We start from the raw sequence: 14,440 nt of genomic DNA on the forward strand, positions 1-14,440 counted from the left end.
ATGGGTATATGGCGAAAGCGGCGGTGGTGAAGGCGTTTGAGGACATCACTGCCGCTCTTGCCGTGCTCAATGCGGAGGCGGGTGGGTGCGGTTCCGAGCTGTTCTCGGCTGCTGATCCCTTGGCCGGGCTGGCCGATGGCTGCTTGGACATCCTTGCCGGGGCCGCCGGCGTCCAGGCCCGAATCGCTGGATTGGTGGCCAACGCTGCAGGGACATACGCCAATACTGCACGGGCGGCCGCTCCTTCGGACATGCCCGCCCAGGCGCTCGAAATGGCTATCGCCGCGGAGATCAGCTCTGTCATGGCCATCGGTGACCGGGCGGCGGGCGCCCTGCTGGCCCGGTCCCACGCCCTGGCCACCTCCCTGCCCCGCACGTTTGCAGCCCTTCACAACGGGACGGTCTCCTGGCAGCACGCCACAGTCATGGTGGACGAGGCCGCCACCCTTGACCCCGCAGGCGCCGCCGCCCTGGAAGCCCACTTCCTGGACCCGGACACACCAAGACCAGCCACGGCCGCCCCGATCGGCGAGATGCCCGCCTACCGGTTCCGGGCCAAAGCCCGGACCTGGCGGGAACGCCACCACGCCGACTCCATCGAAAAACGCCACGCCAGGGGTATGGCTGACCGGCGGGTCGAATACCGGCCCGACCAGGACGGCATGGCCTGGCTCGCCGCCTACCTGCCCGCCCACCAGGCCACCGCGATCTGGAACCGGCTCACCGCCATCTCCCGGGGGATGCAGGGACCGGACGAGGCCCGCACCCTGACCCAGCTCCGCACTGATCTCTATGCCAAGTGGCTCCTCGCCAGCGGAGGCAGCGGGACTGCCTCGCCCCGGGCCGAGGTCCTGGTCACCGTGCCCGTGTTCTCCCTGCTGGGCCTCACCGGAGAACCGGCCATGCTGGACGGGTACGGGCCCATCCCGGCGTCCATGGCCCGGGATCTCGTCGCCGGCGGTGCGAACTCCTTCTACCGGGTGCTGGTGGACCCGCGGGACGGGGCGCCGCTGGAAATCGGCCGTACCAGCTACCGGGTGAGCAAGGCGATGCGGAACTGGCTCAGGCTGCGGGACGGCAAATGCCCCTTCCCCGGCTGCAGCAACCACTCCATGGACAACGAGGCCGACCACCTCCTCGCCTGGCACAACGGCGGCACCACCGGGGTATCGAACCTCGGACAGCCCTGCCCGAAACACCACAAACTCCGGCACACCAGCGGCTGGAAACCCACCCCCGCCACCAAGGACGAACCACCCGGCTGGACCTCACCCACCGGCCGGCACTACAAAAGCGAACACCAAGACTGGGAACCACCCCACTGGCCCCAACAATCAGGGTCCGTGACTAGCGAATCAGAAGCCGTGACCGGCGGGCCGCCGGACTATGCCTACATCGGGCTGTCCCCGGGAGAAGAAGCCCTGGAACGGTTCCTGCACGCCCCGCCCGCCTGAACGGACACGGATCCTGCCTGAGTTCTGAAAGCCGGACCAAGCGGGGCTCACCCCCCCCGTGCCCCGGGGTGTCATGCGCTCATTTGCCGCTGCGCTGCGCTGCAACTGCGCTGCGCTGCGCGGCACTGCGCGGCACCTGCGCCGCCTTGCACCTGCGCCGCCCTGCCCTTGCCGTTGCTTCCTGCCAGTGCTTGGCTGTTGGGATGGCTGATGAAGAGATTTCCAAGAACGTTCCTTCCGACGAGCACCTGCGGAAGGATGTCGCGCCCGACGCTGCGGAAGAACCTCAAGGTTCCAGCGGCTTTACGCCCGGGCAGACCAACGCCGGGCAGCAGGTGGCCGGGCTGGCATCGGCCGGCGGCTACGGCAAGGACCTGGATCCCGAGGCCGAGCCTGACGGCACCAACCCGGTGTAGGCACTAACCAAAGAAATGGCGACGGCGACACCCGGCACGTGCCGAATGTCGCCGTCGTCGTAATGCCTGTAGAGGCGGCCGCGCGACTACAGCGCTGCGGCCGGCTCCAGTTCCTCTGAAGAAACCTGGGCGGCGTCTTCGGCACGGTGCGGTTCAAAGCGGACGAACATGGCTTTGAAGCCGGGGGTATTGGAGACGCGGGCCACGTTTTCCTTGTGGACCAGGGCGTTGGCCTCGGGGAAGTACGCGGCGGCGCAGCCCTTGGCTGTGGGGTAGGCCACCAGCCGGAACTTGTCCGCTTTCCGGTCGTGGCCGCGGAAGGTGCTGACCACGTCCACCAGGTCCCGGTCCTCGAAGCCGAGCTCGGCCAGGTCTTCGGGGTGGATGAGGATGACGCGGCGGCCGCCGGAGATGCCGCGGTAGCGGTCGTCCAGGCCGTAGTAGGTGGTGTTGTACTGGTCGTGGCTGCGGATGGTCTGCAGCACCAGGTGCCCGTCCGGCGGGGTGAGGTACTCCAGCGGGCTGACCGTGAACCGGCCGCGGCCAATGTCGGTCTTGAAGGAACGGGTGTCGCGCGGCGGGTTGGGCAGCACGAACCCGTTCTTGGTGCGGACCCGGGCGTTGAAATCCTCGAAGCCGGGCAGGACGCGGGCAATGTGGTCGCGGATCACGTCGTAGTCCTCGGCCATGGCCTTCCAGTCCACGGAATGGTCCGGGCCGAAAGTGGCTTCGGCCATGCGGGCCACGATGACCGGTTCGGAGAGCAGGTGCTCGGAGACAGGCTTCAGCCTGCCCTGGGTGGAGTGGACCACGGACATGGAGTCCTCCACGGACAGGAACTGGGCGCCGTTCGGGTGTTTGTCGTCCTTGTCCGTCCGGCCCAGCGTGGGCAGGATCAGAGACGTGCGGCCGTGGACGATGTGGGAGCGGTTGGGCTTGGTGGAAATGTGCACCGTCAGTCCGATCCGCTGCATCCCGGCTTCCAGCGTTTCCGTGTCGGAGCAGGCCAGCGAAAAGTTCCCGCCCATGGACACAAACACGTCCACCTCGTCGCGTTCGAAGGCTTCCATGGCTTCGACGGCGTCGTAGCCGTGGTGCCGCGGGGAAGTGATCCCGAACTCCGTATCCAACGCCTCGAGGAGCCATTCCTTGGGTTTTTCCCAGATGCCCATGGTCCTGTCGCCCTGGACGTTGGAGTGCCCGCGGACGGGGCAGGCGCCGGCGCCGGGCTTGCCGAAGTTGCCCTGCAGGAGCAGGACGTTGACCATTTCCTTGATGGTGTCCACCGAATGCGGCTGCTGCGTGACGCCCAGGGCCCAGCAGAAGATGGTGGCCTTGGACTTGATGAGCATCCCGGCCACGGTTTCGATCTGTTCGCGGGAGAGGCCGGTGGCCTTCTCGGTCTCCGCCCAGTCCAGCTCCCGGCGGGCCTGGCGGTAGGCATCGAACCCGTCCGTCTGCGCCTCCACGAAGGAACGGTCGACGACGGTCCCCGGGTTGCGCTCTTCCTCGGCCAGCAGCAGGTGGCCGAGCGCCTGGAAGAGGGCGAGGTCCCCGCCCACCTTGATCTGCAGGTACTCATCGGCCAGGGGCGTGCCGCCGCCCACCACGCCGGAGACGGTCTGCGGGTCCTTGAAGTTGAACAGGCCGGCCTCGGGCAGCGGGTTGACCGCCACTACCTTGCCGCCCTTGTCCTTGCATTCCTTAAGCGCGGACAGCATACGGGGATGGTTGGTTCCGGGGTTCTGCCCCACGACGAAGATCAGCTCGGAATCATGGATGTCATCCAGCGAGACGGTGCCCTTGCCGATGCCGATCGTGGGATTCAGGGCCGAACCCGAGGACTCGTGGCACATGTTGGAGCAGTCCGGCAGGTTGTTCGTGCCGATGGCCCGTGCGTAGAGCTGGTACATGAACGCGGTCTCGTTCGCGGTGCGCCCGGAGGTGTAGAAGACGCAGCGGTCCGGAGTTGAAGCCCGGACGTGTTCTCCGATCAGCTCGAATGCCTCGGCCCACGAGATCGGCGAGTAGTGGGTCTCGCCGGCCCGGATCACCATCGGCTCACTCAGCCGGCCCTGGTTGCCCAACCAGTACTCGGTCTTGGTAGAGAGCTCGGCGATGGAGTGCTTTGCCCAGAATTCGGCACCCACGGTGCGGAGGGTGTTCTCCTCGGCCACGGCCTTGGCGCCGTTCTCGCAGAACTCGGCCGCCTTGCGCTTCTTGTCCGATTCCGGCCACGCACAGCCGGGGCAGTCGAAGCCGCCGCGCTGGTTCAGCCGCAGCAGCGAATGGGCCGTACGCGCCACCCCGGCCTGGGCCACGGCGCGCTCCAGTGCCACCATCACGGCCTTGACGCCCGCTGCCTCTGCCTTGGGTTTGTGGACCTCGAGGTTGTCCTCATTGATGTCCGCGACGGGGGCGGGCTGTTTCCCGAACTTCATTGTCCCAACTTCCTTACCGGCATTCTTGGTGTTTGTTCTGTGTTGCCTGGGCGTCATGAAGGCGCGCCGGCATTCCAGGCGCGCCAGTTGGCACCTTAGCCGATTTCGACGGTTACTGCGCGATCCCGCCCAGGGTGTCCTGCTCTGCGGCAATGGTGGTGTTGTCGCCGTGGCCGGTGCGGACCACTGTCTCCGGCGGGAGGGTGAGCAGCCGTTCGCGGATGGAGGCCAGGATGGTGGGGTAGTCGCTGTAGGAGCGCCCGGTGGCGCCGGGGCCGCCGTTGAACAGCGTGTCGCCGGTGAAGACGGTCCCTTCGCTCTCCAGGTAGAAGCAGGTGGAGCCGGGGGAGTGCCCGGGGGTGTGGATCGCCCGCAGGGCCGCCCCGCCCACCTCGAAGAGGTCGCCGTCGTTCAGTTCCCGGTCCGGCTTCGTGTCCGGGTAGACCTGTTCCCAAAGGACAAGGTCCTGGGGGTTGAGGTAGATCGGGGCGCCGACGGCGTCAGCGACCTCGCGGGCGGCGCCGATGTGGTCGTTGTGGGCATGGGTCTGCAGGATGGCAAGGACCTTGCGGCCCCGGACCTGGTTGATGATCGCGGACGCATCGTGCGGGGAATCGATGATCACGCATTCTTCGTCGTTGCCCACGATCCAGACGTTGTTGTCCACGTCCCAGGTGCCGCCGTCGAGCGAAAACGTGCCCGAGGTGACCAGGTTCTCGATCCGGACGCCCATCAGGAACCCGCCACCGGCAGTTCGACGACGGAGCGGAGCACTTTGCCTTCGTGCATTTTCTCGAAGGCTTCCTCTACCTGGTCGATGCTGATGCGCTCGGAGACGAAGGCATCCAGGTCCAGGTTGCCCTGCTTGTAGTGGGAGACGAGCATCGGGAAGTCGCGGGAGGGCAGGCAGTCGCCGTACCACGAGGACTTCAGCGATCCGCCCCGGCCAAAGACGTCCAGCAGCGGCAGTTCCAGCTGCATGGCCGGCGTCGGGACGCCCACCAGCACCACGCGGCCGGCGAGGTCGCGGGCGTAGAACGCCTGCTTGTAGGTTTCGGGACGGCCGACGGCGTCAATCACCACATCGGCTCCGTTGCCTCCCGTGAGGGCGCGGATGGCCTCGATGGGATCCTCCTTGCTGGAATCAATCCCGTGCGTGGCGCCCAGCGACTTGGCCATGTCCACCTTGTTCGCGTCAATGTCCACAGCGATGATCGTGGTAGCGCCGGCCAGCTTGGCGCCGGCGATCGCGGCGATGCCCACGCCGCCGCAGCCGATCACCGCTACGGACTCGCCCCGCTTTACCTCGCCGGTGTTGATGGCGGCGCCGATGCCTGCCATCACGCCGCACCCCAGCAGCCCAACGGCGGCAGCATCAACCTCGGGGTCCACTTTGGTGCATTGTCCAGCGGCAACGAGGGTCTTCTCGGCGAAGGCGCCGATGCCCAGGGCAGGGGAGAGTTCGGTGCCGTCCTCGAGCGTCATTTTTTGGGTGGCGTTGGCGGTGTTGAAGCAATACTGCGGCTGGCCCTTGGCACAGGCACGGCATTCACCGCACACGGCGCGCCAGTTCAGGATCACCCGGTCACCGGGGGCGATGGATGTGACACCGTCACCCACGGCGGACACAACACCCGTGGCCTCATGGCCCAGGAGGAAGGGGAAGTCATCGTTGATGCCGCCCTGCTTGTAGTGCAGGTCCGTGTGGCAGACGCCGCAGGTCAGGATATCGACGAGCGCCTCACCCGGGCCCGGATCCGGAACCAGGATGGTCTCCACTGACACCGGAGCGTTCTTTTCCTTGGCTATGACGGCCTTGACTTTGTGAACCATGTTTCCCGTGTTCCTTTCGTTGGGCCGGACGAACGTCCCGGCCCGACTATCAATTCTAGGAGCTGCGGCTCCTCCGGGCGGCTACCCAAAGGGGTGGGTGCGACCCCCAAAAGGATGGTTTGCTGCCCGCCTAATCCTTCTGGCATATCCCTAAATCAATTGCGTATTACACAACATGATGCGTATAGCGCCTATTCGAAATATGTCATTGGGCCTGAAAAGTGTCAACAGAGCACTTGGCTGCGCCGCGCTGCCCACGCCCGCAGGGGCAGCGCGGGCACGTACTGCAACCCTATTGCATTGCGAGCAACGCACCGTCATGGACCCTCAGGACCCAAGCTTTTCGTATTGTAACGCCTCAGCCAGAAGAACAGAGATATCGCACGTGCTGAAAACCCTTGACTGTGGTGGCCGTCACGCCTATTCTGGTGCAACAGCGTTGCGCTGAATGCAACCACAAACACTTTGGTGGATACATGAGTAACGAAACTTCTTCCCCCGCCCGTGAGCGGGATGCTGGCCCGGAGTCGAATGGAAACCCTTCCCTCAACCCCAGGCCTGCTGACAATGCCGTCAGCAAGGAAACACGCCGCCGCGTCATTGCGGCCAGCTTCATCGGCAACTTCGTTGAATGGTTCGACTACGCCGTTTACGGTTACTTGGCCGTCACCATCGCAACAGTCTTCTTCCCGGAATCCGACCCCCAGACCGGGCTTCTGCTGACCTTCGCCCTGTTTGCCATTTCATTCCTGGTGCGCCCGCTCGGCGGGTTCGTCTGGGGCCACATCGGCGACAAAGTTGGCCGGCGGACAGCCCTCTCGCTGTCGATCCTGATAATGTCCGGCGCAACTTTCTGCATCGCGCTGATTCCGGGATACGGCACCATCGGCATCTGGGCGCCCATCCTGCTCCTGGTCATCAGGGTGATCCAGGGCTTCTCTGCCTCGGGCGAGTACGCGGGAGCATCGGCCTTCCTGGTGGAGTACGCCCCCGCCAACAAGCGGGGCCTGTACGCCGCGGTCGTTCCCGCCAGCACCGCAGCCGGCCTGCTCCTCGGTTCACTGATCGCCGGCCTGCTGACCACGCTGCTCGCTGCCGACGCGATGCAGAGCTGGGGCTGGCGGCTGCCGTTCCTCCTGGCCGCCCCGATGGGCCTGATCGGCCGGTACATCCGGACAAAGCTCGAGGACACTCCGGTGTTCCGCGATCTGGAGGCCCACGACCACGCCGCCAAGGCGCCCGTTTCCAGCCTCTTCCGCAACCACTGGCGGCAACTGCTCCAGGCCGTCGGGGCCGTACTGCTCAACGCCGTCGGCTTCTACGTGATCCTCAGCTACATGCCCACCTACCTGTCCTCGGAACTGGGCCTTGGCGAAACCGAATCATTCCTTGCCACAACCATCGCGCTGGTCACGTACATCGGCTTCATCTTCCTCACCGGCATGCTCTCGGACCGGTACGGGCGCAAGAAGGTGCTGATCACCGCATCAGTCGCCTTCATCGTCCTGACCGTTCCCGCGTTCGCACTGCTCGGGACCGGCAACTTCCTGGTGATCGTCCTGGTCCAGATCCTGCTGGGCGCCATGCTCACCCTCAATGACGGAACGCTCCCCAGCTTCCTGGCGGAAATGTTCCCCACCCGGGTTCGCTACAGCGGCTTTGCCGTCAGCTTCAACCTCTCCAACGCCCTCTTCGGCGGCACCGCCCCGTTCATGGCGACGCTCCTCATCGCCGCAACCGCAAACGACCTGGCGCCGGCCTGGTACCTCGTCGCTGCCGCCGTCGTTTCCCTCATCGCCGTGGCACTCTCCAGGGAAACCTGCAAAGAGCCCCTGCGGCATGAATAGCTTCCGTCCCTACCGAACCACCTGCACATCGAAAATGCACCAGAGAAAGGCATCGCCACGATGACCATCACCACCGAGAACGCCACCACCGTCGCCGAACTCGAGCGCACCAAGATCCTCAAGAACGGCGAGAAGGTCAGCCTCACGTTCTCCGACGCCGAGTTCGAACGCCGGCTCGCAGGGCTCCGGCGGATCATGGCGGAGAAGGAACTGGACGCCGTCGTCCTCACCAGCTACCACTCCATCAAGTACTACTCGGACTTCCTGTTCACCACCTTCGGCCGTTCCTACGGCATGGTGGTCACCAAGGATGACACCGTCACCGTTACCGCCAATATCGACGCCGGCATGCCTTGGCGCCGCAGCTACGGCGACAACATCGTCTACACGGACTGGCGCCGGGACAACTACATCTTCGCCATCCAGGAAGTCCTGCGGAGCCGCGGCATCAACCCCCGCCGCCTCGGCGTCGAGGATGATTCGCTCCCGCTGGACAACCGCAACAAGATCCAGGCAGCCTTCCCGTCCGCAGCCCTGGTGGACGTAGCCCAGGCCGCCATGCGCCAGCGCATGATCAAGTCCGCCGAGGAAATCGAAGTCATCAAGCACGGTGCCCGGATCGGTGACCTGGGCGGCGAAGCCATCCGCAACGCCATCACCGCGGGGATCACCGAGTACGAGGTCGCGCTGATCGGCACCGAGGCCATGGTCCACGAGATCGCCCGGACCTTCCCCGACTCCGAAATCCGCGATACCTGGGTCTGGTTCCAGTCCGGCATCAACACCGACGGCGCCCACAACTGGGCCACCACCCGCAAGATCCAGGAACACGACATCCTGTCCCTGAACTGCTTCCCCATGACTTCCGGCTACTACACCGCCCTGGAGCGCACACTGTTCTACGGCGAGCCGGACGCCCGGTCCCTGGAACTGTGGAACATCAACGTGGAAGTCCACAAGCGCGGCCTCGAACTGATCAAACCCGGCGCGGTCTGCAAGGACATCGCCGCCGAACTCAACGAGATCTACGTCGGGTACGGACTCCTGGCCAACCGCACTTTCGGCTACGGACACTCCTTCGGCGTCCTCAGCCACTACTACGGCCGGGAAGCCGGGCTGGAACTCCGCGAGGACATCGACACCGTCCTGGAGCCGGGCATGGTGGTCTCCATGGAACCGATGATCACCGTCCTGGACGGCCAGCCGGGCGCCGGCGGCTACCGCGAACACGACATCCTGGTGGTAGGTGAGGATGGCGCGGAGAACATCACCAAGTTCCCGTTCGGCCCCGAGTACAACATCGTCGGTGCCTAGCCTTCCAGGAACGAAACCCCGGAAGCGGCGCCATCCGCGTGGCGCCGCTTCCGGCCTCCCTTAGGGAATGATGGGTACCACCATGAGTGCAACAGAACCCGAGACCACAGGCAACGGCGACAGCAAGGGCGCGTCCGTCATCGTCAACGCCATCGCCGTCCTTCGGACCTTCTCGGCGGACGAGCCGCTGCTCGGCGTCACCGAAATTGCCAACCGCGTGGGGCTTCACAAAAGCACCGTCTCCAGGATCCTGGCCACCTTTGAACAGGAGCACCTGGTGGAGCGGGACCCGGAGACGCGCCGCTTCCGGCTGGGCCTGGGCTTGATTGCCGTCGCCGGGCCGCTCCTCGCCGAACTTGAGGAGCGCCGCGTCGCCTACCCGGTTCTCCGGGAGCTGTCCGAGCAAACCGGCGAAACCAGCGCGCTCATGGTGTGGAGCGGTGACGAATCCATTTGCGTGGAGCAGATCGCCAGCCACCACCAGATCAAGCACACCACCCCGCTGGGAGCCCGGTACAGCGACGCCCTCAGTTCCTCGGTTCAGGTCTTCCTCGCCCAGGAACCGGAGGAAAGGGTCCGCTCCCTGCTCAGCAGCGGGACGATCAGTTACCCCGGCCTGGACGAATCCAGCCTGGATGCCTACCTGGTCCGGCTGAAGGACGACCTCCGTCGAGGCTGGGCCGTCAACTACGGGGAAACCTCCATCGATGAAGTGGGACTGGCGGCCCCCGTATACGACCACCGCGGTGAGGTGGTGGCTGCCGTCCTCATTCCCGCGCCGCGGTTCAGGGTTTCCGCGGAGCGGCTTCAGGCCTTGGGGGAATCGTGTGCGGCCGCGGCCGCCAAGGTCACTGCACGCCTGGGCGGCAGGCCCCGCGAAGCCTCCGGGCACATCCCCGGCCAGCGGCAGGGCAGACAATAAAGCTTGCAGTTTCAAGTAACCAAAAAGCGGGCAGGCCCGGGGCTCCTGGGCCTGGGCCTGGCTGTCGTCAGTTTCCGGCAGGCCCGCCTACGACGGCGCCAACCCCCAAGGCCGCCACGTAGACTGGCAGGATGCGGTTGGTAGCAAGCGACATTGACGGAACGATCCTCGGCCACGACGGAAAAATCAGCGACCGTACCGTCCGCGCCTTCCACGCTTGCCGGGACGCCGGCGTCGAACTCGTTTTTGTCACCGGCCGTCCGCCGCGCTGGCTGCACCCGCTGCAGGACCGGCTCGGCCACACGGGAACCGTCATCTGCTCCAACGGCGCCGTGGTCTGGGACCTTGAGGCGGACAAGCTGGTCTCTGCCCGCACCTTGACCATCGATGCCGTGCTGGAGGTGCGCCGCGTCATCAAGCGGCTGCGCCCCGCCGCCCTGTTCGCCGCCGAAACGCTGACCGGGTTCCATCTGGAGCCCGGCTTCATCGAAAACGGCTCCAGCGAGCTGCTCTCCGAATTCACCCCGGCGCCGCTTGCCCAAACGCTGGCAGCGGACGACGCCGTGGTGAAGTTCCTGGCCATTGTCCGCGAGGGCACCGCAGATGACTTCCTCGCGGAGGTGGCTCCCGCCGTCGAACACCTCGCGTCCGCCACGCACTCATCGCCGGGCGTGTCCATGCTCGAGCTCGCGGTTCCCGGGGTCAACAAGGCTGTCACCCTGGCCGAATACGCGGCCAGCCTGGGAATCGGCGCCGCGGACGTGGTGGCATTCGGAGACATGCCCAATGACATCGAGATGCTCCGCTGGGCAGGCCAGGGCTACGCCATGGCCAGCGGCCACCCTGAAGCAATCCGCGCGGCAGGGCAGCAGGCCCCGCATTTTGACGACGACGGCGTGGCCCAGGTCCTGGAAGCACGGCTCGCCTCGCTGGGTGTCCACCTGTCCTGATTCCCGCCGGCGACGCCTGCCGCGCCGTTTACACAGCTGGCGCTCACCTCGCGTTCATCTTTGCTCCTTAACGTAGGTGGCGGAGAGCCCAACCTCTCCGATCTGGCACAGGGGGAAGCAATGGGAAGAAAAGCGAAGCTTGGAAATACTGAGGCGCCGCTCCGCGAGGCCGCGCCTGCTCCGCATTGGAAGAAGCTGCGGCAGGGCGACCCCGTCCGCGTCCTCCTGGCCCCGGGTTTTGAAGCCAGCGGCGTGGTGGATGCAGTCACCGCCGACCATGCGGCGGTATGGATCGATTTCGACGGCGGGCGCGGCCGGACGCTGCTGCACTGCAGCGACGGCGTGGACATAGTCCTTCAGGAGGGCTGACCCTGCCGCGTGCGCCCCTGATCGGCCCCACGCGCGCGCCGCCGGGCCGGCGTCGGCCGGGGTACGCTCGCATTGTGGCCCTCCCCTTCTTCGTACACGCTGACGCCGACGGGTCGCCGCTGCCCATCGCGATGGCGCACCGTGGATTCTCACGCGAAGGTCTGGAGAACTCGATGGCCGCGTTCCGCGCCGCCGTCGACCTCGGCTACCGGTACCTCGAGACCGATGTCCACACCACAGCTGACGGCGTGGTGTTCCTCTTCCACGATGAGACGCTGGACCGGGTGACGGACGGCAGCGGGAAGGTGTCCGAGCTTCCCGCCCACAGGATGGCCGAGGTGCGGATCGGCGGACGCGAGCCCATCCCGCGGTTCGACGAACTGCTCGTTGAGTTGCCTGACGTAAAGCTGAACGTGGACGTCAAGGACTGGAATTCCGTGCGCAGCGTCGCCGCCGGAATTGAAGAACACCAAGTGCATCACCGGGTGCTGCTGACCAGCTTCTCGGACCGGCGGCGGCGGGCGGTGCTGAAGCTGCTGAGCCAGCCGGTGGCAGCATCCGCCGGAGTGGTTTCAGTGGGCTTGTTCACCGTGCTTGGCCCGCTGCTTCCCGGACCGGTCTTTAGGTGGGGCATGCGCCGGAACCTGCGCGGGGTCCATGCCCTGCAGGTTCCGGTGCGTTACGGCAGGGTGGAAGTGGTGACGCCGGGCTTTGTCCGCCGCGCCCACGCCCTGGGCCTGGTGGTCCATGTCTGGACGGTCAACGATCCCGGTGAGATGCGCCGGCTCCTTGACATGGGCGTGGACGGGCTGGTGACCGACCGCGCGGACCTGCTCCGCGAGGTCCTGATGGAACGCGGGAAGTGGCCGGGCGGCTGAGGTTACCAACCCCCGGCGCCTACCCCCGGCCCGTGCTGGTGGACGGGTCCTGGTCGCCTTCGGAAGGATCCGCCCGCAACTCGTCAGGATTGGACTCGGGGAGCCCCCCGGAGCCTGGGACGCCGCGTTGGGAGGCGGGGGATCCGCCCACTGGTGCGGTCGCATCGCCCGCCAGCCCTTCGTCGTCGTTCGCTTCATCCGTTTCCGCGTCCCCGCCGAAGGGATTCTCCGATACCGGCCCGGGGGCTGCGCCGGTCTTGAGTCCCGGAGCCTTTTCCTTCTCCGCTTCCATCGCGTTGGAGCCCTCGCTCAAGGAGGAGTGCAATTCCACGTCATCGTTGGGATCCGTGGGATCAGGATCATGTGCTTTCTCCGTGGACTTTGATGTCCCTGCCAGATCTTCCATGGCGTTTTCTGCCGCCTTGCCGATGCTGTCGCCGATACCCATGTGGCTGCTCCTTCCGACCTTGCGTGCCGGGCAACCCAGCGGATGCCCGGAGCATTACCCTTCCAGAATTATCAGCATGCTTACAATTAGTCCAGAGCCGGGGCAAGGAACCCCGGCCGGGCAGGAAGGACGCATGCACCATGAGCAGCTACCATCCGGAAAATGATCCCGCGAACCCTGACCAGCCGGGCAAGGACCAGCCGGGCCATGAGGAGGCTGGCCAGGCGGGAGCCGGCAGCACCCAGCCCGGGGCCGGTCGGCAGGGGAACGGGGACTCGGCCGGGTCGCCGAATCCGGACCCTGCCGAAGGCAACGTCACCGGCCTGGAGCCGGGCGGGGGAGTGCCTCCCGGCGAGACGCCGCCGGCTGAGGGCCAGATGAGCCGCGACCAGGGCCACAGCGAATAGCGCCGCTGGATGAGGATCCGCCGGGCTGCCCCGGCCTGAGCGGCCGGGCGGCGCCTGCCGGACCACAAGCCTGCGTCAGTGCGGTTCGTTTGTGTGCGGCGTGCCGGCGGCGTGCCCGGGTTCCCCCAGGTGGCGGCTGATCCCGTCCAGGTCCAGCCGGCTGTTCCAGCTGGCCCAGTCCTTGGGCCGGACGGAAGGCCTGCCGAGGAGATAGCCCTGCCCGGCAGTGATTCCCAGTTCGGTGAGGACCTTGAGCTCCCCCACGGTCTCGATGCCTTCAGCCACGAGGGACGTTCCGATCTGCTCCGCAAAATCCACCAGGCATGCGGCCAGGGCGCGCTGGAGGCCGTCCTTGTCAACGTCGCCGATGACGTTCCGGCCCACCTTCAGGAAGTCGGGGCGAAGGTGCACCATGCGGCTCAGCGCTCCAGCCCCGGAATGGGTGTCATCCACTGCGATCCGCAGGCCTTGGTCGCGCAGGGGGTTAATGGCGGCGATGAACTGCGGGTATTCCTCATCCTTGACGGTTTCCGTCAATTCGAGCACCACGCGGCTGACGGGAAGCTCGATGTGCTCGAACAGTTCCGGCAGCCTGGGGTCAAGGCAGGAATCGGGGGAGATGTTGAGAGACACAAACAGGTTCTCGGGAAGCATCTTCGCTGCGGCCGCCGCAGATCCCAGTGCCGAGAACTCGAGGTTCGCTCCCAGACCCACAGCGGCTGCCTCGGCGAACCACAGTTCTGCGGCCGCGCCGTCGTCGCTGACGAACCTGGACAACGCCTCGACTCCCACCACGATCTTCTCTTCCAGTCCGTAGATGGGCTGGAAGGCTGTCATGAGCATCTGGCTCTCAAGCAGGGCGCTGATGCGTGACATACTGCGGATCGCGTCGATTTGCTCCGCCACTTTCGGCGGGACGGCGGGGGCGAGGCGCATCTGCCCGGCAGTCTCCAGCGTTCCCGGCGTATTGGCGTCACTACGCCGGGTTTCAAGGAGGTATTCGAGGAGCGCGCGCTCGGGCACGCCGGGATTTTCATCCAAGCGGGTGCTAAGGCGCTGCCGGACGGCCGCTCCGGCCGGATCCGTGTCCGCCAGCACAGCAGCGATAATTCCCCATGCCTGTATTCGAACCGACATTAGCTACGCCCCCAGTTGACGAAG

14 protein-coding genes are annotated in these 14,440 nt (G+C 65.9%); 9 read left to right on the forward strand and 5 right to left on the reverse strand.

Going from position 1 to position 14,440, the window contains the following annotated elements; all coding sequences use genetic code 11:
- Positions 1-8: 8 nt before the first annotated feature.
- Together C3B78_RS00875 and C3B78_RS00880 are read left to right on the forward strand one after the other, a co-directional pair.
- Entirely contained in the window at positions 9-1,454 is a 1,446-nt protein-coding gene (locus tag C3B78_RS00875) for an HNH endonuclease signature motif containing protein (protein ID WP_104996393.1), read from the forward strand.
- A 203-nt stretch (positions 1,455-1,657) separates the two neighbouring features.
- Positions 1,658-1,870, forward strand: coding sequence for a hypothetical protein (locus tag C3B78_RS00880; protein ID WP_104996394.1), 213 nt, complete (start codon positions 1,658-1,660; stop codon positions 1,868-1,870).
- 86 nt (positions 1,871-1,956) lie between these two features.
- Here the strand turns inward: C3B78_RS00880 and C3B78_RS00885 are convergent, their stop codons facing one another.
- From C3B78_RS00885 to C3B78_RS00895, 3 genes are all read right to left on the reverse strand, one after another.
- The gene (locus C3B78_RS00885; RefSeq protein ID WP_104996395.1) at positions 1,957-4,311 is read right to left on the reverse strand and encodes an FdhF/YdeP family oxidoreductase; all 2,355 of its coding nucleotides are present in this window, start codon (positions 4,309-4,311) and stop codon (positions 1,957-1,959) included.
- Positions 4,312-4,423: 112 nt separating this feature from the next.
- The gene (locus tag C3B78_RS00890) at positions 4,424-5,044 is read right to left on the reverse strand and encodes an MBL fold metallo-hydrolase (protein WP_104996396.1); all 621 of its coding nucleotides are present in this window, start codon (positions 5,042-5,044) and stop codon (positions 4,424-4,426) included.
- A complete protein-coding gene (locus C3B78_RS00895) occupies positions 5,044-6,144 on the reverse strand; it encodes an S-(hydroxymethyl)mycothiol dehydrogenase (RefSeq protein WP_104996397.1) in 1,101 nt (366 codons plus the stop codon). Before C3B78_RS00895 ends, C3B78_RS00890 begins: the two co-directional genes overlap by 1 nt.
- 476 nt (positions 6,145-6,620) lie before the next feature.
- Here C3B78_RS00895 and C3B78_RS00900 point away from each other — a divergent pair, with 476 nt between their 5' ends.
- The 6 genes from C3B78_RS00900 to C3B78_RS00925 all read left to right on the forward strand — a co-directional run bounded on the left by C3B78_RS00900 (position 6,621) and on the right by C3B78_RS00925 (position 12,424).
- Positions 6,621-7,991: an MFS transporter gene (locus C3B78_RS00900; protein WP_104996398.1), complete on the forward strand. Its 1,371-nt coding sequence runs from the start codon at positions 6,621-6,623 to the stop codon at positions 7,989-7,991.
- Between the two features lie 60 nt (positions 7,992-8,051).
- Complete coding sequence (locus C3B78_RS00905; protein WP_104996399.1) at positions 8,052-9,305, forward strand: aminopeptidase P family protein; 1,254 nt, start codon at positions 8,052-8,054, stop codon at positions 9,303-9,305.
- Between the two features lie 82 nt (positions 9,306-9,387).
- Positions 9,388-10,227, forward strand: coding sequence for an IclR family transcriptional regulator (locus tag C3B78_RS00910; RefSeq protein ID WP_104999560.1), 840 nt, complete (start codon positions 9,388-9,390; stop codon positions 10,225-10,227).
- A 131-nt stretch (positions 10,228-10,358) separates the two neighbouring features.
- Positions 10,359-11,177: an HAD family hydrolase gene (locus C3B78_RS00915; RefSeq protein ID WP_104996400.1), complete on the forward strand. Its 819-nt coding sequence runs from the start codon at positions 10,359-10,361 to the stop codon at positions 11,175-11,177.
- A gap of 120 nt (positions 11,178-11,297) precedes the next feature.
- The gene (locus tag C3B78_RS00920) at positions 11,298-11,546 is read left to right on the forward strand and encodes a hypothetical protein (protein WP_104999561.1); all 249 of its coding nucleotides are present in this window, start codon (positions 11,298-11,300) and stop codon (positions 11,544-11,546) included.
- Between the two features lie 74 nt (positions 11,547-11,620).
- Positions 11,621-12,424 carry a glycerophosphodiester phosphodiesterase gene (locus C3B78_RS00925; protein WP_234005480.1) on the forward strand — a complete coding sequence of 268 codons (804 nt, stop codon included), beginning with the start codon at positions 11,621-11,623 and terminating at the stop codon, positions 12,422-12,424.
- A gap of 19 nt (positions 12,425-12,443) precedes the next feature.
- Here C3B78_RS00925 and C3B78_RS00930 read toward each other — a convergent pair whose 3' ends face one another.
- Complete coding sequence (locus tag C3B78_RS00930; protein WP_104996402.1) at positions 12,444-12,872, reverse strand: hypothetical protein; 429 nt, start codon at positions 12,870-12,872, stop codon at positions 12,444-12,446.
- Positions 12,873-13,012: 140 nt separating this feature from the next.
- Here C3B78_RS00930 and C3B78_RS00935 point away from each other — a divergent pair, with 140 nt between their 5' ends.
- Positions 13,013-13,279: a DUF6480 family protein gene (locus C3B78_RS00935; protein WP_104996403.1), complete on the forward strand. Its 267-nt coding sequence runs from the start codon at positions 13,013-13,015 to the stop codon at positions 13,277-13,279.
- A gap of 75 nt (positions 13,280-13,354) precedes the next feature.
- On the opposite strand, the gene C3B78_RS00940 is transcribed toward C3B78_RS00935, so the two are convergent.
- Positions 13,355-14,416, reverse strand: a complete 1,062-nt coding sequence (locus tag C3B78_RS00940) for an EAL domain-containing protein (RefSeq protein ID WP_234005481.1) — start codon at positions 14,414-14,416, stop codon at positions 13,355-13,357.
- Positions 14,417-14,440 lie beyond the last annotated feature (24 nt).

This window comes from Arthrobacter sp. PGP41 (assembly GCF_002953935.1).
GTDB lineage: Bacteria > Actinomycetota > Actinomycetes > Actinomycetales > Micrococcaceae > Arthrobacter.

Excerpts from the sequence above, each read along its gene's own strand:
- C3B78_RS00885 (WP_104996395.1), bottom strand. The coding sequence starts at position 4,311 with ATGAAGTTCGGGAAACAGCCCGCCCCCGTCGCGGACATCAATGAGGAC.
- C3B78_RS00920 (WP_104999561.1), top strand. The coding sequence starts at position 11,298 with ATGGGAAGAAAAGCGAAGCTTGGAAATACTGAGGCGCCGCTCCGCGAG.
- C3B78_RS00915 (WP_104996400.1), top strand. The coding sequence starts at position 10,359 with ATGCGGTTGGTAGCAAGCGACATTGACGGAACGATCCTCGGCCACGAC.
- C3B78_RS00940 (WP_234005481.1), bottom strand. The coding sequence starts at position 14,416 with ATGTCGGTTCGAATACAGGCATGGGGAATTATCGCTGCTGTGCTGGCG.
- C3B78_RS00910 (WP_104999560.1), top strand. The coding sequence starts at position 9,388 with ATGAGTGCAACAGAACCCGAGACCACAGGCAACGGCGACAGCAAGGGC.
- C3B78_RS00890 (WP_104996396.1), bottom strand. The coding sequence starts at position 5,044 with ATGGGCGTCCGGATCGAGAACCTGGTCACCTCGGGCACGTTTTCGCTC.
- C3B78_RS00930 (WP_104996402.1), bottom strand. The coding sequence starts at position 12,872 with ATGGGTATCGGCGACAGCATCGGCAAGGCGGCAGAAAACGCCATGGAA.
- C3B78_RS00880 (WP_104996394.1), top strand. The coding sequence starts at position 1,658 with ATGGCTGATGAAGAGATTTCCAAGAACGTTCCTTCCGACGAGCACCTG.
- C3B78_RS00895 (WP_104996397.1), bottom strand. The coding sequence starts at position 6,144 with ATGGTTCACAAAGTCAAGGCCGTCATAGCCAAGGAAAAGAACGCTCCG.
- C3B78_RS00900 (WP_104996398.1), top strand. The coding sequence starts at position 6,621 with ATGAGTAACGAAACTTCTTCCCCCGCCCGTGAGCGGGATGCTGGCCCG.
- C3B78_RS00935 (WP_104996403.1), top strand. The coding sequence starts at position 13,013 with ATGAGCAGCTACCATCCGGAAAATGATCCCGCGAACCCTGACCAGCCG.
- C3B78_RS00875 (WP_104996393.1), top strand. The coding sequence starts at position 9 with ATGGCGAAAGCGGCGGTGGTGAAGGCGTTTGAGGACATCACTGCCGCT.
- C3B78_RS00905 (WP_104996399.1), top strand. The coding sequence starts at position 8,052 with ATGACCATCACCACCGAGAACGCCACCACCGTCGCCGAACTCGAGCGC.